This is a genomic window from Streptomyces sp. NPDC102258 (assembly GCF_055584685.1).
Genome location: NZ_JBVJLO010000010.1, coordinates 115,554 through 136,588, shown reverse-complemented (window position 1 = coordinate 136,588; position 21,035 = coordinate 115,554). Strand labels below are relative to the sequence as shown.

Sequence of the window (21,035 nt, the reverse complement as noted above, 5' to 3'; positions counted from 1 at the left end):
GCGCGGCTGGAGGTGGCCGACGGGGCTGGAGAGTGCCGGCGCGGCTCACCACACGCCGCTCCGCGCCCGCACCTCAAACGCCGGCGCGGCTGGAGGTGGCCGACGGGGCTGGAGAGTGCCGGCGCGGCTCACCACACGGCGCTTCGCGCCCGCGCCTCAAGCGCCGGCAGGGCTGGAATTGCCCTCCGGGCAATCCAGCCTCCGCGGCGCGACCCGGCTCCGCAGGCATAAGCCGACACCGTCGGCACTTTGCAGCGCCGCCCGGCAAACATCAGCCCTCGCCTTTGCAGCGCCGCTCGGCAAAGTCCAGCCCCGCCGGCGTTTGAGGCGCGGGGGTCCGGGGGCTGGCCCCCGGCAACGGCGCGCAACGTGAGCGAGCCGCCCGGCCACATATCCAGCCCCGCCGGCGTTTGAGGCGCCGGGGTGCGGGGGCCGGCCCCCGGCAGCGGCGTGCGGCGTGGACGGGGCGTCCGGCCACACGGGGTGCGGGGGTGGGGTGGGCGTACCAGGGTGGAGGGGTGAGACGCGGACGGCAGGACCTGGCCAGCCTGCACGGCACGCCACCACCCCGCTGGGCCCGCTTCGCGCCCGCGGTGGCCATGGTGGTGCTCTGCCTCGCCCAATGGGTGACCCCGGGCGACATCGAGCTGGGCTACTTCCTGGCGGCCCTCCCCGCCGTCGCCGCGTTCTCCTACGGCCCCTTCGGCACCGCCGTCTTCGGCGCCATCGTGCTGGTCCTGCTAGGTGTGCCCGCCCTCGGCGTGGGCCACGCCAAGGGCTCCGACCTCGCCACCGTGGCCAGCGTCGCCGCCCTCAGCGTGGTCATCTCCTGGGTCCGGCGGCGCCGCGACCACCAGCTGGTCAGCGTCCGCACGGTCGCCGAGGCCGCCCAGATGGCGGTACTGCCGCCGGTGCCCGAACGCGTCGGCCCGGTGCGCTGCGCCGCGCTCTACCGGGCGGCCCAGCGCGGCACCCTCGTCGGCGGCGACCTGTACGACGTACGGGCCGGCCCCTACGGCGTGCGGGCGGTGGTGGCGGACGTGCAGGGCCACGGCCTGACGGCGGTCGGGACGGTGGTGGCGCTGCTCGGCGCGTTCCGCGAGGCGGTGCTGGACGACCCGGAGCTGACCGGGGTCGCCGCCCGGCTGGACCGGCGGCTGACGGCGGACGCGGCGGCGGACGGCACCCCGCACCCGGAGCTGTTCGCGACGGCGGTGCTGCTGGAGTTCCCGCCCGGGCTGGACCTCGTACGCATCGTCTCCTGCGGGCATCCGCCGGTGCTGCTGCTCCGCGACTTCGACGTCTCGGAGGTCAAGGTGGAACCAGGCCCTCCGCTGGGCCTGGGGCTGGCCTCGCCGGACCTCCCGTCGGTCACCGAGCTCCCCCTCCTGCCCGGCGACCGGCTCCTCGCGCACACCGACGGGGTCACCGAGGCCCGGGACGCGGGGGGCCGTTTCTACCCGCTGGCCACCCGTGTCCCGGTGCTGTCCGGCGATCCGGCGGGCCTGATCCCGGCGATCTGGCGGGACCTGGCGGCCTTCAGCGGCGGCGGCCCGCGCGACGACGTGGCCCTGCTGCTGCTGTCGCCCATCGTGGAGCCGCCCGCGTGACCGCTCCCCCACGCGAGGGGCGCCCCCGCCGGGGACGCCCCCGGCGCCTCAGACGGTCTCGCGGATGAACGCGCGGACCATCCTGCAGGTGAGGTTCGACGGCCGGTGAACGCCCACCCGGACCGCCATCGTCCGTATCTTGCGGTTGGTGGCGCGCTTCGCGTCGTACGTCCCCGTGTCGAGCAGGGAAATCGCCAGCCGCATCGCCTTGAGGCGGCGGTTGTGGTTCTCGTACCACTCGCGGGGCAGCCCCGCCGGCAGCGGCTTCTTCTCGGGCATCGAAATGATCGCGGCAGCGGCCATCTACAGCCTCCCAAACGGTAGTTGGCTTCCTGTCGTGCTCCCCCGATTTTACCGGGGGGCACTGACAAAAGCCCCTGGCCAGACGGAGTCTGACTACCCTGACGGGCATGGAGATCTGGATCAATCCCGCCTGTTCGAAGTGCCGCGCCGCACTGACCCTGCTCGACGCGGAGGGCGCCGGTTACACGGTGCGCCGCTACCTGGAGGACGTGCCCTCCGAGGCCGAGATCCGCACGCTGCTGGAGCGCCTCGGGCTGGAGCCCTGGGACATCACGCGCACCTCCGACCCCCTCGCCAAGGAGACCGGCGTACGGGACCTGCCGCGCGAGGCCTCCGAGGCCGCGCGCGGGGCCTGGATCGCCCACCTGGCCGCCCACCCGAAGCTGATCCAGCGCCCGATCATCACCGCCGACGACGGCACGGCCCTGATCGCCCGCTCGGACGAGGCCGTCCGCGAGGCCCTCGCCCGCGAGGCCCCCTGACGGTCCCCCCTTCTTCATCTCGCCCCCACCGCCGGGCCTCGTAGGGTGGCTCTGTACCGAAAAGGAACGAAACGCACCGAAGGACCCCCGCCGTGACCGAGCAGCAGCCGCCGCAGCCCACCGTCGTGCCGCCGCACACCGCCGGGGGCCACCCGATCCCGCCGCCGCGGCGGGGGGCCGACTGGATGTTCGGCGGGGTGTACGGGACGGTGCTGGCCAGCGGCCTGCTGGCCGCGCTGGACCAGAAGGGCGGGGAGTACACGCCCTTCTACGACGCCTGCTGGGTCCTGGTCACGGCCGCCACCGCCGCACTCGCGCACGGCTACTCCCACCACATGAGCACCCACCAGACGGGCTCGGCCGGCCACCGGTGGCGAGTGCTCTCGCGGGCGCTGTGGCACGAGTGGCCGATGATCGTGGCCACCCTGCCCACCGTGCTGCTCCTGCTGATCGCCGGGCTCGCGCACTGGGAGTCGTACGGGGTCACTGCGGTCGGGCTCGGCCTGAACACGGCCCTGCTCTTCGGCTGGGGCTCCTTCATCGCGCTCCGGGTCGGCTACCGGCTCGCCTCGGCGCTGCTCATCGGCCTGGCGGACGCCACGATCGGCCTGGCCATCATCGTGGCGAACGCCCTCATCAAGTAGCCCTCCGGCCCGCCGGGACGGCCTACAGCTGCGCCTCCGCCGCCACCAGGATCTCCGTCAGCCGGGCCCCGAACTCGGCCCCGCGCGGGTCCGGAACCCCGGTACGGGCGGCGGTGAGGAGGGCGTCCAGCGCCCGCCCGTACGCACCCGGTACGTCGCTCCAGTCGGGCAGCGCGAAGACGCCGTCGGCCCCGCGCAGTTCCAGCCCGACCCCGGCGGCCGCGTGCGGCGCGCCCAGGCTGAGCACGGCGGTGCTGGCGGCGCCCGAGGCGTGCCGCAGGAGCAGCTGGACCACGTCGGACGGCCCCCGGGCGGCGGTGACGGCGGTGACGTCGCCCAGCACCGGGATCAGCACGGACAGCGCGTGCGGGCCGACGTCCCACAGGCCGCCCTTGGCCTTGCGCCAGGGCGAGTCGGCGTACGGGCTGGGCGTGCCGTCGGGCGGGAAGACGGCGCCGAGCCAGTGCGCGGAGGCGGTGAACCAGCCGGACCGGGCGGCCTGTTCGCCCACCCATCCGGCGGTCGGCTCGGCGAAGCGCAGGGTGAGGAAGACGACGGAGGCGACGCCGTGCGCGGCCGCGGCGCCGGCCACGGCGCGGGCGTCCTCGGCGGTGGTCGCGACGGGCTTGTCGAGCAGCAGGTGGCATCCGGCGGCGGCCGCGCGCACGGCGAGCGGGGCCTGGACGTCCGGCGGCAGGGCGAAGGCCACGACGTCGCAGTCCGCGAACAGCGCGTCCGGGTCTTCGTACACCTTCACGCCGAACTCACGGGCCAGCGCGGCCGCCGCCTCGGGACGGCGGCCCCACACGCCGGCGAAGGTGGAGCCGGTGTGGGCGGCGAGGGCGGGGGCGTGGGTCCGCTGGGCCCAGGGACCGGTCCCCATCAGCCCGACCCGGGGGAGGGGGCGGCCGGAAACGGCCGCGGACGGCTCAGCGGGGGAGTTCGTATCAGACGACATGCTCACCGGATCAGTCTGCCCCACTCGGACGGGTGTGCGGCCGCCGACCCGCACGACCCGTCCCACCTGCGGGGTAAACCTCGGTAACAAGAGGTTCACACACGGGCAACGGACGAGAAATCGCCACGGGACAGGCTGCGGTCACCACCATGGCGATCCGCGGCACCCCCGGGTGCGGCCCCGCAGAGTCAGGACGGGCCCGTGAGCTACAAGGCTGAGTACATCTGGATCGACGGCACCGAGCCGACGGCGAAGCTCCGCTCCAAGACCAGGATCCTGGCGGACGGCGAGCCGCTGCCGGTCTGGGGCTTCGACGGGTCGAGCACCAACCAGGCCGAGGGCCACGCCTCCGACCGCGTGCTCCAGCCGGTGTTCTCCTGCCCGGACCCGATCCGCGGCGGGGCGCACGTCCTCGTGCTGTGCGAGGTCATGAACATCGACATGACCCCGCACGAGTCGAACACCCGCGCGCTGCTGCGCCCGGTCGCCGAGCAGTTCGCCGGCCAGGCGCCCATCTTCGGCATCGAGCAGGAGTACACCTTCTTCGACGGCTCGCGTCCGCTCGGCTTCCCCGCCAACGGCTTCCCGGCGGCGCAGGGCGGCTACTACTGCGGGGTCGGTTCCGACGAGATCTTCGGCCGCGACATCGTCGAGAAGCACCTCGACCACTGCCTGGCGGCCGGCCTGAGCATCTCCGGCATCAACGCCGAGGTCATGCCCGGCCAGTGGGAGTTCCAGGTCGGCCCGGTCGGCCCGCTGGAGGTCTCCGACCAGCTGTGGATCGCGCGCTGGCTGCTCTACCGCACCGCCGAGGACTTCAACGTCTCCGCGACGCTGAACCCGAAGCCGGTGAAGGGCGACTGGAACGGCGCGGGCGCGCACACCAACTTCTCGACGAAGGCGATGCGCGAGGACTACCGCGCGATCATCTCCGCCTGTGAGGCGCTGGGCGAGGGCAGCAAGCCGCTGGACCACGTCAAGAACTACGGCGCGGGCATCGACGAGCGCCTGACGGGTCTGCACGAGACCGCCCCCTGGAACGAGTTCAGCTACGGCGTCTCCGACCGCGGCGCCTCGGTCCGCATCCCGTGGCAGGTGGAGAAGGACGGCAAGGGCTACATCGAGGACCGCCGTCCGAACGCCAACGTGGACCCGTACGTGGTGACCCGCCTCATCACGGACACCTGCTGCTCCGGCCTGGAGCGCGACGGCCTGGTGTGACGGCCTGGTCTGACAGCCTCGTTCGACGGCCCGCGCCGGGCCCCGTGGGTCGCGTCTGGTCCGGCGCGGGAGCTGAATATGAGATTCCGCTCCACGACGTGAGACGAGGTCTGCCCTGAGCCCCGGAGTTCTGCTTCAATGACGCCCATGGCCAGCCATCCGCACTCCTCGACAGGTCGCAGCGACCTGGAGCCGTTCTGGCCGTCGCGTCAGGATCACGACTTCGACCGGGTGTGTTGCCGCGCTGAGAACGCGCCGGCCCTCTAACGCCCTCCGGGACATCACGGCAAGCCCTCCCCGGGGCCTTCGGCCCGCGCGGTACGACAACGACGACTACGGAACACGTACGTCTCCTGCCGACCACTCCGCGTGAAAGAGCTGACCACTCATGGCGAACACCCGCTCCATCGCTTCCGCCCCCTCCGCCGCCACCTCCGCTCCCCCGGCCTTCCCGCCGCCCGGTCCGCGCCACCGGCTGCGGGCCGTGGACCGCGACGAGGCGGCCCGGGTCGTGGACCTGTTGCCGCCCGGCGCCACCTGGCTGCCCGCGCCGCAGCACGCCCTGCCGACGCTGCCGGGCCAGCCGCCGATGGTCGGCTACCTGGTGCTCGTACCGGCCGACCAGCAGCCGATCACCTTCGCCCCGCAGTCCGTACCCGCCGCCCCGGCCCCGGCGACCGCCGCCCCGGCCGCCACCGGGGACTCCCTCGTCCGCATCGACCCGGCGCAGCGCACCGCCGAGGTGGACGGCGAGGTGCTCGACCTGACGTACCTGGAGTTCGAGCTGCTGGCCCACCTCGTCGCGCACCCGCACCGGGTGCACAGCCGCGACCAGCTGGTGACCACCGTCTGGGGCTACGGACACGTCGGCGACGGCCGGACCGTCGACGTCCACATCGCCCGCCTGCGCCGCAAGCTGGGCGCGGCGCACCGCGGCGCGATCCAGACCGTGCGCCGGGTGGGCTACAAGTACGCGCCCTGACCGGGCGGCGGGCCCGTACTCCCCCGGGAGTACGGGGAGTACGGGCCCGCCCCCGCGCGGCCGAGGTCAGGCCGGCCGCGCCGTGGCCGCGCGGCGGCCCGCCACGAAGCCGAGGACGACGTCCACGGCGAGGAAGGCGAGCAGGCTGATCCCGAGCAGCGGGACGAACCAGCCGACGAGCGCCGTCACAGCGGCGAACGGCAGCAGGACGCTCACCGGCAGCCGCCGCCAGGCGCCGCGCGGCTGCGCGCGGCCGACCGAGAGCCGGCGGTCCTTGGTGGGCCGGCGCATCCACCACATCCGGTAGCCCCACACGACGAGGAACATCACCGCGACGGCGAGCGCGGCCAGGGCGAGCTGGTTGGCGACGCCGAAGGTCAGGCCCATGTGCAGGTCGATGCCGAAGCGGGTGAGCTGGGCGAGCAACGGGTAGTCCGCGAACCGCAGTTCGTCCATGATCCGGCCGTCGGCGGGGTCGACGGCGACCGCGTCCAGGTGCACCGGCAGCGTCTTGTCGGCCTCCTTGACCACGTAGCCCTTGCCGTCGGCGGGCAGGGTGACGCGCAGGCTCGCGGTGACCCCGGCGGCCCGGGCGGCGGCCACCGCCCGGTCGATGCCGACGTCGGCGGTGGGCGGTGGCGGGGGCATCTCCATGCCCTCGGTCATGACGTGGCCGGCGTGCTCGTCGGAGCCGGTGGCGGCGCCCCCGGTGAGGGCGGCGGCCACCGAGGGGGTGGCGCCGCCGAGCCGGTCCTGGAGCTGCCCGATGTGCTCACCGGCGTAGCGCGACCAGGTCAGGCCGGTGGCGGAGAGGGCCACCAGGCCGACGGCGGCCCACAGTCCGACGGTGCCGTGCCAGGACAGCACCCGGCGGCGGCCGGTGGCCCGGCGGTCGGGGCGGACCAGGTCCGCACGGCGGGAGCGGCGGCGGCCGGCCCACAGGGCGACGCCGCCCAGTGCGACCACCCAGAGCCAGCTGGCGGCGAGTTCGCTGTAGTTCCGGCCGAATTCGCCGAGCTGGAGGCTGGAGTGGAACTCGCTCAGCCAGGCGCGCAGCGGCAGCGCGTCACCGGCGGTGGTCAGCTGTCCGCGTACGCCGGCGGTATACGGGTCGACGAAGACGGTGAGGGTCTCGCCGTCCGCCAGCCCCGGCCGATCCATGATCACCCGGGTGGTGGCGTCGGGCTCGGGAGCCGGCCAGACGCCGACCACCGTGCCGTCGGGGGCGGTGGCGCGGGCGGCCTTCACCTGGGTGGAGAGCGGTACGGAGGCCTCGCCCACGTGGGGCACCGTCAGCTCGTCGGAGTAGAGGATCTTCTCGGCCTGCCAGGAACCGGCGTACAGCAGGCCGGTGGTGGCGGCGAGGAAGAGCAGCGGGGCTATCAGGAGGCCCGCGTAGAAGTGCACGCGCAGGAGCAGCGGGCGCAGGGCGGCCCAGCCGGAGCCTGCGGCGGTGCCTGTGGCGGGCCGGGCGGGTGGGGCCGGGTCCCGTGCTGGGACGTCGGGGAGTGCGTCGAGGGACATGAGGGTCCTCAGGGGTAGGCGAAGACATGGGTCGGAGGCCCCAGGTCCCGCCCCCTCGACGGACGAGGGTGCGCCGGTCAGGCGCGGGCCGGACGACCGGGGGCCGTGGCGCGGAAGGTGCGCGGCACGGGCGGGCCCCGGCGGACGGCGGTATGGGCGTGGACGGCGCCGCGGAGGCGCCGCGGCCGTTCGTACGGAGGACAGTGCGCGGGCGGCGCCGGTACGGGGACCACCCGGGTCCGGACCAGCGCCAGGGCGCGGGCGAGCGGCCGGGCGGCGTGCAGGGCGGCGGCGCCGAGGGTCCGGGCCAGCCGGAAGACGGCGGCCTCGCCCCACGCGAGCCACGCGGCACAGAACAGCCCGGCGAGCACGTGGACGAGGACCATCCCGATCCCCCCGTGCCCGGCCATGGCGAACACTCCGGCCAGCCCGTCCATCCCGTGCCCGGCCATATCGGCCATGCCGGAGGCGCCGTGGCCGGCCATGTCCCCCAGGGCAGAGGCGCCATGTCCGGCCGTGTGCGCCAGGTCGGCCGCGCCGGAGGCGCCGTGGCCGGTCATCCCGGCGGCGCTGTGAGGGGCCATGCCTGCCATGTCGGCCATGCCGGGGGAAGCGTGTCCCGCCATGCCGGCCATGTCGTGGCGTGTTGCGCCGGGGGCGGCTGGGGTTCCCGGCGGCGCCGTCATCGGTGTGCTCGCCGAGAAGGTGAGGTGGAGACCTGCCTGGGCGGCGAGCAGGGCCGCGCTGATGCCGACGGGCCCGCGGCGCCGCCCGGTGGCCGGCCAGGCCAGACCGGCCGTCACCGCGAATGCCCCCAGAAGCCACCCAAGCGGGATGTCCCTCCCGGACATGGACGAATGCCCCACCGCGGCCAAGGCCACGCACACCGCCGCGAACATCGCGGCCCGTGTGGCGCGCATCGGCGCGCGGTGGCGGGTGTCGGACATGTTCCGGCCATGCTCCCACGGGCCCCGGTGCCGGGCGCACGGGGCCCGTATCCGATCATGGGTGGGTGAATCCGCTGCCGAGGTCCTGGTCATGGCCGTCGCTGGCCGCGCTCTACACCGGCGGGGTCCAGCTCGGCTCCCACGCCCTGGAACGGCTGGATCCGGCGGAGCGGGAGCGGGTGCTGCGCTCCTGCTCGACGAACGTCGACAATCTCGACTCCGGCCGCTGGGAGACCCTGCTGGCCAGCGCCTGTGTGGTCGAGGAGCCCATGCCGCTGCCCTACGCCCTGCTGCTGGTCGCGGTCCTGGGCTACGCCGAATACGCGTACGGGGCCTGGTGGACGGCCGCCGTGTTCCTCTTCGGGCACACCACCGCGACCCTGCTCGTCCACGGCGTGCTGCGGCGCACCGCCGCCCCTGAGACCCGGCGGGCCCTGGACGTGGGCGCGAGCTACGGCTTCAACGCCGTGCTCGGCGCCCTGACCTCGGCCCTCCCCCGCGGAGCGGCCCGCACCACCGCCCGGGCGGGGCTGCTGGCGCTGGCCGTGCGGCCGGTGCTGCGGCGGGAGCGGACCTTCACCGACGCGGGGCACCTGGTGGCGCTGAGGCTCGGCCTGGGGGTCTCGCTGGCCGTCGATTGTCTTTCCCGTAAGAATCATCGGAAAATCGCTCTTGCCTGACCTTTTTGTACCGATTGCCAGCCCCACACTCCCCCTGACACGCATCACCACCCCCGAGCCGCACACCGCTGGAGCCGCCACGATGACCGCCACGACCTCCACCACCGTCGCCAATCTGCGCGACCTCGGTGGCACCCCGCTCGCCGGCGGCCGCACCGTCCGCCCCGGCCTGGTGCTGCGCTCGGGCGCGCTCGACCGGCTCGACCTCGCCGCCGACCCGGCGGTGGCCGCGCTGGGACTGCGTACGGTCATCGACTTCCGCAGCGGCCCCGAGCGCACCGACCACCCCGACCGCATACCGGAGGGCGTCCGGCTGCTGGTGCGCGACGTGCTGGCCGACAAGATGAGCGAGGGCCGGATGCCCGCCGCCACCCAGCTCAAGGACCTCCTCGCCGACCCGGTGGTCGCCGAGGAGCACCTGGGCGGCGGCAAGGCGCAGGCCCTGTTCGGCTCGGTCTACCGCTCCTTCGTGGCCACCGGCTCCGCGCAGGCCGCCTACCGCACGCTGCTCACCGAGGCCGCCGACCCCTCGGCCGGTCCGCTGTTGTTCCACTGCACGGCCGGCAAGGACCGTACGGGCTGGGGCGCGACGGTGATCCTCGCGCTGCTCGGCGCGGACGAGGAGACCCTGATGGCCGAATACCTGTCGGTGAACCCGGCGGTGAAGGCGGCCTTCGCCCCGCTGATCGAGGGCTTCACCATGGCGGGCGGCGACCCGGACATCGCGCTGGCGCTGATCGGGGTGTTCCCCTCCTACCTGGAGGCGGGCCTCGACGAGGTGCGCGCGCGGTACGGGTCCATGGAGAAGTACGTACGGGAGGGCCTGGGCGTTCCCGACGAGACGGTCGAGGCGCTGCGCGCCCGGCTGATCGCCTGACCTGCCGATCGTCTGATCGCCCGACCGGCGGTCACCCCGGCGCCACCCCGGTTCGTCCGAACGTGCGCGCTGGGGGCGGGTGACCATCCGACGATTCGCTCGTTCTGCTGAACGTGACTGCGCCGGATACCGCCACCCGCCCCCTCGCCCCCGACGTCGAGCAGGCCGAGGCCGCCATCGTCGAGCACTACCCGCGGCTGGTGCGGCTCGCCTATCTGGTGCTGCCGCCCGCCCTCGGCCGCAACCGGCGGGTGCTCACCGCCCATTCGCTGACCCAGCGCGCGCTGCCGCGCGGCCGGCGGGGCACCGTCCCCGCCGAGGTGCGGGGCGGGGTCCCGGCGCAGCGCGGCGAGCCGGCCGGGGCCGAGTCGGGGTACGCGTACGTACGGCTGCGGGTGCTGCGCGCCGCCCTGGAGGCGGGGGTCCCGCTGACGTTCCGGTCCCTCCCGCTGCGCGGGCAGCTGCCCGCTCCGCTGCCCCGGGTGTGGGGGCTGCGGCTGTTCCCCCGGGCGGGCGGGGCCGAGGAGCTGGCGCTGGACCAGTGGCTGGCCACCCTCGGCGGGCCCGGCCGGGCGGCCTGCGTCCTGCGGGCGCTGGAGGGGCTCCCGGAGCCGGAGGTGCTCCGGGTGCTCGCCGAGGCGGGGGTCGCGGATCCGGCGGCGGCGGTCGCGGAGTCCGGGGACCCGGCGCACGACGGCCTGTTCGCCTCCCCCGAGTTCGACCCGTGCGTGCTCCAGGCCCGGCCCACCGACCTGCTGCGCCGGCGGCGGTTCGCGCGGGCCTCGCTGGCGGGCGCCGCCGCCCTCGCGGTGTGCGGGGCGCTGCTGGCGCTGCCCGGCGGCGGCTGGGGCTCGGACGGGCCGGCGGCCCCGCCGTACGCGCGCAACGCGGCGGCGGAGGCGGCGCTGGACCCCGGGCAGCTGGTGCGGGTCGCGCCCACGGTGTGGCGCACGTCCTCCCGTACGGACTACTCCGCCTGGCCCGCGCGCGGCGACCGCGCCGCCGACACCGGGCTGCTGCGCCGGGCGCTGGCCGTATGGGCCCGGCCCGGCAAGGCGGTGGTGGTCTCGGCGACGCCCGGCACCCCGTCCGGGCCGCCGATGGGCCCGCCCCAGCTGCTGTTCGCGGGGACCGTCGACCAGGCCGTGGTGGTCCTGCTGTACGACGGGCTGCGCGTGGTCCGCTACGCCGAGCCGCGCACCGGCACCGCGGGCGCGGCCCTGGACTTCGCCCGGACCGACGGGGCCTCGGCGGACACCGCGACGGGCCTGGTGCTCAGCCGGGTCGACGGCAACGTCCGCTATCTGACGGCCCCCTGGGTGACCGGCGCCACCCTGCGCGACCTGCTCAAGCCGGCCGAGGCCCCGGCCGCCCTGAAGCTCACCCCGGACGGGGTCACCCCGCCGCTGCTGGGCCCGGCGCCGGGCGGGAACTGTACGAGCTGGAACGCCCTGTCGCTGACCGGCGACGGCGTGACCCGGCTGGTCACGGACCTGGGCGAACTGACCCCGGCCCGGCTGACCTCGGGCGCTCCGGGCGCCGCGCGGGACGTGACGGAGGCGGCGGAGCTGGGCGACTGGGCGCGGATCGCGTGCCTGCTGCCCTCGGTCCGCTCGCACGGGGTCCGTACCGTCAACGCCTGGACGTACGCGAAGCAGCCGCTGCCCGAGGGGGACGGGACGGCCGCCTGGCTGTGCACCCGGGCCGAGACCTGGCAGGGCACGGCGGACCGGGTGCAGGCCCAGTTCCTCGCGCCGGGCGCCCCGGGCGCGGCCCAGGCGGCGAAGGCGGAGGGCTCACCGGCGTGCGGGCCGCGAGAGCCGCGGGTGCTGGCCGGGGTGCTGTGGAAGTCCCGCGCGGGCCAGTGGTACGTCCTGGCCGCGGGCAGCGCGCAGTTCGCTTCCCTGTCGGTGTCCGGCAGCGGGGTGAACGGCTCGGCCAACGGCAACCGGCTGGCGGTGAAGGCCAAGGAGGGCGCGCAGGTGGACCTGACGGGCAAGCTGACGGACGGAACGAAGGCAGGCGTACTGCGCTGAACCGCCGCGCCTCTCCCGCACCGCCGCCCCTGCACCGCCACATTGGCGGTGCAGGGGCCTTTTCCTCTTCCGTACCCATCAGTACATTGACGCCATGTCTAATACGCCGCTCGCACCCGTCCCCGTGGCGACGGAACACATAGACCTCCAGCCGCGGAACGTGTCCTTCTCCTGGGACGACACCCCGCTGCACTGGCTGCCCGGCGACCCCTTCGCCGGGCACACCATCAACGTGCTGCACCTGCTCCTGCCCGCCGGGGAGCGCTGGTTCGTGCACGTCTACAAGCAGGTCCTCCCGTACATCACGGACGAGCGGCTGCGGGCGGACGTCATCGGCTTCATCGGGCAGGAGGCGATGCACGCCGCCGCACACGACGACGTCCTCCCCCACCTGCGGCGCCTCGGCCTGGATCCGACGCCCTACACCGCGCAGGTGGACTGGCTGTTCGAGAAGCTGCTCGGCGACCGGACCCTGCCGCCCGGCCGCCCGCGCCGGTGGTGGCTGATGGAGCGGGTCGCGATGATCGCGGCGATCGAGCACTACACCGCCTTCCTCGGCGACTGGGTCCTCAACGCCCGGGAACTGGACCGCCGGGGCGCGGACCCGATGATGCTGGACCTGCTGCGCTGGCACGGCGCGGAGGAGGTCGAGCACCGCTCGGTGGCCTTCGACCTGTTCATGCACGTCGACGGCGGCTACCGGCGCCGGGCCAGGACCTGGGCCACCGCCTTCGCCGCCCTGGTCTTCCTCTGGCAGCGCGGCGCCCGCTTCTTCATGGAGAACGACCCCTCCCTGCCCGCCGCCAAAGCCTCGCTCGGCCAGTTCTTCCGGGCCGGACGGCAGGGGGTGCTGCCCTCGGCGGGGGCCATGCTGAAGTCGATCCCGACCTACCTCTCCCGTACGTACCACCCCTCCCAGGAGGGGTCGACGGCCCAGGCGGTCGCCTACCTGGCCACCTCCCCCGGCGCCAACGGCGGGGTGCGGCCGTGAGGCGGGCGCTGACGGTGACGGCGCTCGCGGGGGCCGCCGTACTGACCCGGCGGGCGCTGCGCCGGCGGATCGGCCGCTCCCCGCTGTGGCCGCTGCCCGCCCTGGACATCCCGGTGTCGGGGCACTCCCCGCGCCGGCCGCTGCGCGTACGGGTCACCGCGCGGGCCGAACCGGCCGACGGGGTGGCGCTGCTGACCCTGGAGTCCGACGAGCTGCCGCCGTGGACCCCGGGCGCGCACGTCGACCTCGTCCTGCCCTCGGGGCTGGTGCGCCAGTACTCGCTGTGCGGGGACCCCGCCGAGCACGGCCGCTACACGGTCGCCGTCCGGCTCGTCGACGACGGCCGCGGCGGCTCCCGGGAGGCGCACGAGCGGCTGGTGGCGGGCACCGAGCTCGAACTGCGGCCGCCGCGCAACCGGTTCGCGCTGCTCCCCGCCCCCTCGTACGCGTTCGTCGCGGGCGGCATCGGGATCACCCCGATCCTGCCCATGCTCCGCGCGGCCACGGCGGCGGGCGCCGACTGGACCCTGCTGTACGGGGGCCGCTCGCGCGCCTCGATGCCGTTCCTGCCCGAACTCGCCGCCTACGGGGACCGGGTCACGGTCGTGCCCGAGGACGAGGCCGGGCTGCCGGACCTGACCCCGCTCGCCGGGGTGGCACCCGGCACCCTGGTCTACTGCTGCGGGCCCGAACCGCTGATGCGGGCCGTCACCGCCGCCGCCGATCCGTCGGCGGTGCGCCTGGAGCGCTTCGCCCCGGCGGCGGCCGGCCCGGCGCGGCCCTTCACCGTGGAACTGCGCCGCTCGGGGCGCAGCGTGGAGGTCGGGTCCGGGGAGTCCGCCCTGACGGCGGTGCGCCGGGTGCTGCCCGACACTCCGTACTCCTGTGAACAGGGCTTCTGCGGAACCTGCCAGCACCGGGTGCTGGCGGGCGAGGTGGAGCACCACGACGAGCTCCTCACCGACGGGGAGCGGGCGGACTCGATGCTGCTGTGCGTCTCCCGCGCGGCCGGGGACCGCCTGACCTTGGACCTTTGACTTCCGCTTCCCCCGGAGGGGAGAAGTAGGGTGTCGGCATGACAACCGGGGTGCGGCGCAGGATGGGTGTCGAGGAGCGGCGGCAGCAGCTGATCGGGGTGGCCCTGGAGCTGTTCAGCCACCGCTCCCCCGACGATGTGTCGATCGACGAGATCGCCGCGGCCGCCGGGATATCGCGGCCGCTCGTCTACCACTACTTCCCCGGCAAGCTCAGCCTGTACGAGGCCGCGCTGCGCCGGGCCGCCGACGAGCTGGCGGAGCGGTTCGTGGAGCCGCTCGAAGGGCCGCTCGGGTCGCGCCTGCTGCGGGTGATGGGGCGGTACTTCGCCTTCGTGGAGGAGCACGGGCCGGGCTTCTCGGCGCTGATGCGGGGCGGCCCGGCGGCGGGCAGCAGCCGGACCAACGCGATGATCGACGAGGTCCGGCAGGCCGCGTACGAGCAGATCATCACCCACATCGGCGTCGACGAGCCGCCGGCCCGGCTGGAGCTCGTCGTGCGGTCCTGGGTGTCGCTGGCCGAGTCGACGGCGCTGCTGTGGCTGGACGGGCGGCGGATCCCGCGGGCGGAGCTGGAGCTCCAGCTGGTGCACGACTTCGCGGCGCTGGCCGCGGTGAGCGCCGCGTACGACGCGGAGATGGCGGGGATCCTCGTACGGATCCTGGCGGACGAACCGGCCGACGGGCCGTTCGGGGAGCTGGTGGGGCGGCTGGCGGCGCTGGTTCCGGCACCCCGTCCCGGTGCGTGATCCGGCCCGGCCGCGATAATGCCCGCGTGATCATTGACGACGGGATCTTGTTCCGGCAGGCCGGGGAGAAGGACGCCGGCACGCTGGTGAAGCTGTACGACCAGGCGGCCCGCTGGATGCGCAAGCAGGGCATCGACCAGTGGAAGCCCGGCGAGAAGGACGTCGCCCATTTCCGGTCGGTGATGCGCGCCGGGGAGGTGTGGCTCGCGGAGGACGCCGACGGGCGGGTCGTGGGCGCGTACGAGCTGTGGTGGTCCGACGAGGACGCCTGGGGGATCCAGCCGCCGGTCGCGGGCTACGTGCACCGGCTCATGGTGGAGCGGGAGACGGCCGTCCCCGGCACCGGCCTGCGGATCCTCGACCACGCCGAACGCCGGACCGCCCGCACGGGGCGCGAACGGGCCCGCCTGGACTGCCGGTCGACCAACCCGCGGCTGCTGGCGTACTACCAGAACGCGGGCTACCGCATCGTCGGCGAATGCCCCTCGAAGCAGGGCGACGGCGGCCGGGTGTACGGGGTGATCCTGCTGGAGCGGCGCCTCGACGTCTGAGGCGCCGCTCCCGGTCCGCCGCCGGTCAGGACCGCTTGAAGACGGCGACCGTGCGGGCGGGCACCGTGAACGCGCCCGTCCCGGCGTCGTACCCGGCCCGCTTGACCACCGGGTCCGAGCCGGCCGCCTGGAGCGGGTGCAGGGCGTAACCGGTGCCCGCGAGGGCCTGGACGCGCTGGGTCCGCTCGTCCGGGGTGGCGTTGAAGACCACGACCAGCTCGCCGAGGGTCATGGTGAGGACGCCCGGGGTCTCCTCAGGTCCGGACAGCGGGAACGCCAGCTGCGCCTGGACGGCCTCGGCCGTGGTGAGGGCGAAGGCGCCTTCCGTCGTACGGATCTTCAGCAGGTCCCGGTAGGCGGCCGAGGTGGCGTTCGTCTCGGCGCAGCCGGGGGCGGCGAGCCCCTTCAGCAGAAGCGCCGCGTAAGGCCACTTGGGCCGGTTGTCGGCGGCGGGCGGCAGGCCCCGGCCGAAGCCGTTGCCGGTGCGGCAGTCCCAGTGGATGGCGTTGAACCAGTCGCCGCTGTCGAAGGAGTTGCGGTCCAGGGACTTGGAGCGCAGCAGGTCGCTGCCGGCCTGGGAGAGCGCCGGGCCCTGGGAGAGGGCGGCCGTGGCCAGGGCGAGGACCTGGGCGCGGCCCCGGTCGGCCGCCGTGGTGGAGGCGGGCAACTTGTAGGCGAGGGCGTCGTAGAGGGTCTCGTTGTCGTGGGCGTCCGCGTAGGCGAGGGCGTCGCCGGGGGCGGCGGCGTACCCGGCGGGGGCGCCGTTGTAGTCCACCCCGGAGCCCGTGGTGCGGCGGCCGGCGGAGTCGGTGAACGCGTACGGGGCCAGGTTGCCCGTCAGCCCGACCTTGATCAGGTCCTGGTCGTGCAGGAGCCGGGCGCGCTGCTCGTCGGGGGTGCCGTTCGCCGGGGAGCCGTTGGGCGCGGTGAACAGGCCGGAGGCGAAGCCCTGGACGCGCGGGTCCTCGTCGAAGGGGCCGCCGCCGCGGACGGCGTCGCGGGCCCGGTCGGAGAAGGTGGCGATGCCGGTGCCGGCCATGTTGTTCTGGGTGGCCTGGACGAAGCGGGCGTCGTCGGCGACTTCGCCGAAGTTCCAGCCCTCGCCGTACAGGACGATCTGCTTGCCGTCCACGCCGTCCTTCGCGACGGTCAGCGCGTCGAGGGCCTTGCGGACGGCCAGGATGTTGGCCTTCGGGTGGTGGCCCATCAGGTCGAAGCGGAAGCCGTCGACCTTGTACTGCCTGGCCCAGGTGACGACCGAGTCCACGACGAGGCGGCCCATCATGGCGTTCTCGGGCGCGGTGTTGGAGCAGCAGGTGGAGTTGGCGACGCTGCCGTCGGCGAGGAGGCGCTGGTAGTAGCCGGGCACGATGCGGTCGAGGACCGACGTGTCCGCCTGCCCGGACGCGGCGGTGTGGTTGTAGACGACGTCCATCACGGTGCGCAGCCCGGCCCCGTTCAGGCCCTGGACCATCCTGCGGAACTCGACGGTGCGGGCGGTGCCGTCCGGGTCGCTCGCGTACGAGCCTTCGGGGACCGTGTAGTGCAGCGGGTCGTAGCCCCAGTTGTACGCGTCCTTCGCGGCGGCGGCGCTCACACAGGCCTGCTGGGCCTCGGAGTCGGGGGCCTGCGCGGGGAGGTCGCAGGCGGGCGCGGTGCGGTCGGCGGCCCGCTCGGGGACGGTGGCGAAGTCGAAGACGGGCAGCAGGTGGACGTAGGAGGTGCCGGCGGCGGCCAGATCGCGCAGGTGGCGCATGCCGGCCGAGCCGGTGTCGGTGAAGGCCAGGTACTGGCCGGGGTGCTTGCTGGTGGGGTCCTCGGCGGAGAAGTCGCGCAGGTGGAGCTCCTGGATCCGCGCGGAGGCGAAGGGCACCGGCGCGGGCTTGCGCAGGTCGCGCCAGCCGGGCGGGGCGAGCTTCGGGTCGGCCAGGTCCACGACGAGGCTGCGGGCGGAGTCGGCGGTCAGGGCGGTGGAGTAGGGGTCGGTGACGAGGTTGCGGACCAGCCGGCGGGTGCTCGGCGCCCAGACGGTGACGGCGTAGCGGTAGGGCTTGCCGGTCCAGGAGCGGTCACCGCGCACCGACCAGACGCCGGTGGCGTCGTCGCGGCGCATGGCGACGCTGCGGCCGCCGCCGTCGAGTTCGAGGGAGACCTCGCGGGCGGTGGGGGCCCAGACGGAGAGGGTGGGGCGGCCGTCCTTGAAGACGGGGCCCAGGGGTGCGTTCGTCGCGTACAGGTCGTCGAGGACGCCGGCGAGCTGGACGCCGGTGGCCGCGAGGACCGCCCCGTTCGCGGCGCGGGCGCTCGCGACGAGCTGGCCGCGCAGGGCGTCGCGCACCCGGCCCTGGTCGCGGGGGTCGACGCGGAAGGCGCCGTACGCCGCCAGGTGCGGGAACTTAGCCTTCTGCGCGGGGGTGAGCTCGGTGCGCTCCAGCCGCAGCCAGGAGGCGCCGGCCTCGTGGAGGACTCCGCTCCCGGTGGTGATGCGGCCGTCGGCGGAGGCGAGGAGCTGGGTGGAGGCGGCGGCCGTAGGGGCGTTCCAGGCGAGAGTGTCGCGGTCGAGCCAGACGGCTTCGGCCTTGGTGAGGTCGAGGGCGGCGGCGGATCCGGCGGGCTGCGGCAGCAGGTAGGGGGCGCGGCCGCCGAGCATCCACACCTCGTGGCCGGTCGCCTTGAGGTCGAGGGACTGGTCGGTGGGCAGGTCCTTCTCGTCGCCCTTGTGCAGGATGTAGCTCAGGCTGGTGGCCCCGGCGGCGAGGGGGACCTCGTAGACGGCGCCGTAGGAGTCGGTGCGGACGGGGGGCAGCGGCTTGGCCCAGTCGGTGGGGGTCGCGGCGCCGGTCCACACGTGCAGGCCCCAGCCGTCGGGGCGCTGGTAGTGCAGGACGGCCTTGGTCTGGTCCTGGGGCGGGTAGGCGGGGCGGTCGGTGCGGGCGGGCTCCTTGCCCTGCTCCAGCCAGACCTCGCCGCTCTTGGTGACGTCGAGGGTCCGGTCGGTGGCGACGTCCTTGGCGCCGTCCTTGTCGATGACGAGGTAGCCGACCGTGGAGGCGCCGGGCTTCAGACGGACGTACGCGAAGGCGCCGTAGGCGTCGCGCCCGGTGAAGGCATGCCCCTGCGGCCAGGGCAGGGCCTCGCCGTCGGCCAGGTCACCCCAGGCGTAGAGCCGCCAGTCGGTGTAGTCGCCGTCGGGCCGGTGGTAGTGGACCACCGCGTAGTCGCGCTGGGTCGCGGTCGGGACCTCCTTCGGCGGGACCTGCCCGGCGGTGGAGGCGGCGAGGGCGGAGGCGGTGCGTCCGGCGGAGTCGACGACGACGGCCTTGTAGCGCAGGGGCGTCCCGGCGGGGGCCGTGACCTGCTGGGTGACCTTGTACGGGGCGTGGTCGGCGGAGCCGAGGACCTGCCAGGACCCGGTGCCGGTCTGCGCGGCGAAGACGACCCGGTCCAGGGAGCCGCCGGTGACGTCGGCGCTCAGCTCGACGGTGCCGGTGGCGCCGGGCTCCGGCGCCTTCAGGGTCAGCGCGGGGGCGGTGGCGGACGGGGCGGGCGGGGCCTCGGCCCGCAGGACCACCGAGCCCAGGGCCGGCACGGTCACGGTCAGCTTCCCGGCGGCCGAGGCGCGCGGAACGGTGTACGCGGCGGTGCCGGTGCCCCCGTAGAGCACGCGGTAGGCGGCGCCGGCGGGGGCGTCGAGCTCCACCGTGCGCGGCCGGGCCGCGTTGTTGGCGGCGACGAGGTACTCGGTACGGGTCGTGGCGTCGGTCCGGGCGAAGGCGTACACGGAGCCGTCGGAGAGCCGCTCGCTCTGCACGCCGTCGCGCAGGGCGGGGTGGTCCTTGGTCAGCCGGGAGAGCCCGGCGATCTGCCGGTAGAGGGGGTGCCCGGGGTCGTAGGCGTCGCTCGCGTGGGTGCGGTCGGTGCCGAGCTGGTCGTCGTCCAGGTAGTCGGCGATCCTGGAGGCGAAGAGCGGCTGGCGGGCGTCCTTGTCGCCGCCGGAGCCGGTGAAGCCCTGCTCGTCGCCGGAGTAGACGACCGGGTTGCCGCGGGAGAGGAACATCAGCTCGTTGGCGAGCCGGTAGCGGTCGAGGAGCTCCCGCTCCGTCGCGCCCGGGTGGTCCTGCTCCAGGAAGGCGCCGAAGCGGCCCATGTCGTGGTTGCCGAGGAAGGTCACCTGCTCGTAGGCGTTGGCCTTGTCGGTGGTGTACCGGTAGTCGGCGGCGAGTACGGAGCCCAGCCGGCCGGCGTCCGCGCCCTGGGAGGCGTAGGCGCGGACGGCGTCCTGGAAGGGGAAGTCGAGGGTGGCGTCGAGGCGGCCCCGGGTGACATAGGGGGAGGTGACGGCGGGGTCGGCGGAGTAGACCTCGCCGAACATGAAGAAGTCCTTGCGGCCGTGCCGGGCGGCGTACTTCTCCAGGGCGGTGGCCCACTGCGTCCAGAAGGGGGTGTCGACGTGCTTGACGGTGTCGATGCGGAAGCCGTCGACGGCGAAGTCCTTCACCCACTTCTCGTAGATCTTCTCCATCCCCTCGACGACCTCGGGGCGCTCGGTCCACAGGTCGTCGAGGCCGGAGAAGTCGCCCTGCTGCGCGGACTCCCCGGCGAAGGTGGAGTCGCCGCGGTTGTGGTACATCGCCGGGTCGTTGAGCCAGGCGGGCACCTTGAGGTTCTTCTTCGCGTCGGGCACGAAGGGGGTGCGGGGGAAGGTGGCGGGGCCGGTCTTGGGGAACTTCCCGGCGGGGTCCTTGGCGGTGTTCTTGCCGTCGTCCTTGGCGTAGTCGGCGTCGTCGAAGGGGACGGCGTCCTTGGTCAGGTACGGGAACGCGCCCTTGGAGAGGTAGTCGTGGGAGCCCTCCCGGTAGTCCACGACGTCGGCGGTGTGGTTGGTGATGACGTCGAAGAAGACCTTCATGCCCTTGTGGTGGGCGGTGTCGATGAGGCGGGTGAGGTCGGCGTTGGTGCCGAAGTGCGGGTCGACCCGGGTGAAGTCGGTGATCCAGTAGCCGTGGTAGCCGGCCGATTCGTCCTTGCCGCTGCCCTGCACCGGCTGGTTCTTGAAGATCGGCGCCAGCCAGATGGCCGTGGTGCCGAGGCCCTTGATGTAGTCGAGCCGGTCGGTCAGCCCCTTGAGGTCCCCGCCCTGGTAGAAGCCCTTGTCGGTGGGGTCCAGGCCGGTCTGTGAACGGCTGCCGGTCAGGCCGCCGCGGTCGTTGCGCGAATCGCCGTTCGCGAAGCGGTCCGGAAGCACGAAGTAGAACTGCTCGCGGGTCAGGTCGTGCCGGGCCGGCTCGGCGGCCAGTTTCGCGTCCGACGGCGGGGGCGGCGCCTGGGCGGCGGCGGCCGTCGCGGGGAGGGCGGGCAGGAGCGTCACGGCCAGCGCGGCGGCGAGCGCTCCTGCGGCGGGGCGAATCACGGGGGGTCTCCTCGGGTGCGGGGGGGGGTGCGGCGG

17 protein-coding genes are annotated in these 21,035 nt (G+C 74.4%); 12 read left to right on the top strand and 5 right to left on the bottom strand.

Going from position 1 to position 21,035, the window contains the following annotated elements:
* Positions 1-518 precede the first annotated feature (518 nt).
* Positions 519-1,610 carry a PP2C family protein-serine/threonine phosphatase gene (locus ACZ6ZT_RS18780; protein WP_469720389.1) on the top strand — a complete coding sequence of 364 codons (1,092 nt, stop codon included), beginning with the start codon at positions 519-521 and terminating at the stop codon, positions 1,608-1,610.
* Between the two features lie 48 nt (positions 1,611-1,658).
* On the opposite strand, the gene ACZ6ZT_RS18775 is transcribed toward ACZ6ZT_RS18780, so the two are convergent.
* Positions 1,659-1,913 carry a hypothetical protein gene (locus ACZ6ZT_RS18775; RefSeq protein ID WP_469720387.1) on the bottom strand — a complete coding sequence of 85 codons (255 nt, stop codon included), beginning with the start codon at positions 1,911-1,913 and terminating at the stop codon, positions 1,659-1,661.
* Between the two features lie 107 nt (positions 1,914-2,020).
* Here ACZ6ZT_RS18775 and ACZ6ZT_RS18770 point away from each other — a divergent pair, with 107 nt between their 5' ends.
* Positions 2,021-2,395 (top strand): ArsC/Spx/MgsR family protein, encoded by a 375-nt coding sequence (locus ACZ6ZT_RS18770; protein ID WP_469720385.1) that lies wholly within the window; start codon positions 2,021-2,023, stop codon positions 2,393-2,395.
* Between the two features lie 92 nt (positions 2,396-2,487).
* On the top strand, positions 2,488-3,039 hold the full coding sequence (locus ACZ6ZT_RS18765) for a hypothetical protein (RefSeq protein WP_469720383.1): 552 nt from the start codon (positions 2,488-2,490) through the stop codon (positions 3,037-3,039).
* Positions 3,040-3,061: 22 nt separating this feature from the next.
* Here ACZ6ZT_RS18765 and ACZ6ZT_RS18760 read toward each other — a convergent pair whose 3' ends face one another.
* Positions 3,062-3,997 carry a Gfo/Idh/MocA family protein gene (locus ACZ6ZT_RS18760; RefSeq protein ID WP_469720381.1) on the bottom strand — a complete coding sequence of 312 codons (936 nt, stop codon included), beginning with the start codon at positions 3,995-3,997 and terminating at the stop codon, positions 3,062-3,064.
* Between the two features lie 201 nt (positions 3,998-4,198).
* On the opposite strand from ACZ6ZT_RS18760, the gene glnII reads away from it, so the two are divergent.
* Entirely contained in the window at positions 4,199-5,218 is a 1,020-nt protein-coding gene (gene glnII, locus ACZ6ZT_RS18755) for a glutamine synthetase (RefSeq protein WP_469720378.1), read from the top strand.
* 388 nt (positions 5,219-5,606) lie between these two features.
* Complete coding sequence (locus tag ACZ6ZT_RS18750) at positions 5,607-6,200, top strand: winged helix-turn-helix domain-containing protein (RefSeq protein ID WP_469720377.1); 594 nt, start codon at positions 5,607-5,609, stop codon at positions 6,198-6,200.
* A 66-nt stretch (positions 6,201-6,266) separates the two neighbouring features.
* Here the strand turns inward: ACZ6ZT_RS18750 and ACZ6ZT_RS18745 are convergent, their stop codons facing one another.
* Together ACZ6ZT_RS18745 and ACZ6ZT_RS18740 are read right to left on the bottom strand one after the other, a co-directional pair.
* On the bottom strand, positions 6,267-7,724 hold the full coding sequence (locus ACZ6ZT_RS18745; protein ID WP_469720375.1) for a PepSY-associated TM helix domain-containing protein: 1,458 nt from the start codon (positions 7,722-7,724) through the stop codon (positions 6,267-6,269).
* Positions 7,725-7,801: 77 nt separating this feature from the next.
* Entirely contained in the window at positions 7,802-8,671 is an 870-nt protein-coding gene (locus ACZ6ZT_RS18740) for a hypothetical protein (protein ID WP_469720373.1), read from the bottom strand.
* A 65-nt stretch (positions 8,672-8,736) separates the two neighbouring features.
* Here ACZ6ZT_RS18740 and ACZ6ZT_RS18735 point away from each other — a divergent pair, with 65 nt between their 5' ends.
* The 7 genes from ACZ6ZT_RS18735 (at position 8,737) to ACZ6ZT_RS18705 (ending at position 15,589) form a co-directional block, all read left to right on the top strand.
* Positions 8,737-9,351 carry a rhomboid-like protein gene (locus ACZ6ZT_RS18735; protein ID WP_469720371.1) on the top strand — a complete coding sequence of 205 codons (615 nt, stop codon included), beginning with the start codon at positions 8,737-8,739 and terminating at the stop codon, positions 9,349-9,351.
* An 82-nt stretch (positions 9,352-9,433) separates the two neighbouring features.
* Positions 9,434-10,228, top strand: coding sequence for a tyrosine-protein phosphatase (locus ACZ6ZT_RS18730; protein WP_469720368.1), 795 nt, complete (start codon positions 9,434-9,436; stop codon positions 10,226-10,228).
* 104 nt (positions 10,229-10,332) lie between these two features.
* Complete coding sequence (locus tag ACZ6ZT_RS18725; RefSeq protein ID WP_469720665.1) at positions 10,333-12,264, top strand: hypothetical protein; 1,932 nt, start codon at positions 10,333-10,335, stop codon at positions 12,262-12,264.
* A 94-nt stretch (positions 12,265-12,358) separates the two neighbouring features.
* Positions 12,359-13,255, top strand: a complete 897-nt coding sequence (locus tag ACZ6ZT_RS18720) for a metal-dependent hydrolase (protein ID WP_469720365.1) — start codon at positions 12,359-12,361, stop codon at positions 13,253-13,255.
* Positions 13,252-14,292: a PDR/VanB family oxidoreductase gene (locus ACZ6ZT_RS18715; RefSeq protein WP_469720362.1), complete on the top strand. Its 1,041-nt coding sequence runs from the start codon at positions 13,252-13,254 to the stop codon at positions 14,290-14,292. The genes ACZ6ZT_RS18720 and ACZ6ZT_RS18715 overlap by 4 nt, the downstream gene beginning before the upstream one ends.
* A gap of 38 nt (positions 14,293-14,330) precedes the next feature.
* The gene (locus tag ACZ6ZT_RS18710) at positions 14,331-15,038 is read left to right on the top strand and encodes a TetR/AcrR family transcriptional regulator (RefSeq protein WP_469720359.1); all 708 of its coding nucleotides are present in this window, start codon (positions 14,331-14,333) and stop codon (positions 15,036-15,038) included.
* Between the two features lie 26 nt (positions 15,039-15,064).
* Positions 15,065-15,589 (top strand): GNAT family N-acetyltransferase, encoded by a 525-nt coding sequence (locus ACZ6ZT_RS18705; RefSeq protein ID WP_469720356.1) that lies wholly within the window; start codon positions 15,065-15,067, stop codon positions 15,587-15,589.
* Positions 15,590-15,614: 25 nt separating this feature from the next.
* Here the strand turns inward: ACZ6ZT_RS18705 and pulA are convergent, their stop codons facing one another.
* Positions 15,615-20,999, bottom strand: coding sequence for a pullulanase-type alpha-1,6-glucosidase (gene pulA, locus ACZ6ZT_RS18700; protein ID WP_469720352.1), 5,385 nt, complete (start codon positions 20,997-20,999; stop codon positions 15,615-15,617).
* Between the last annotated feature and the right edge of the window lie 36 nt (positions 21,000-21,035).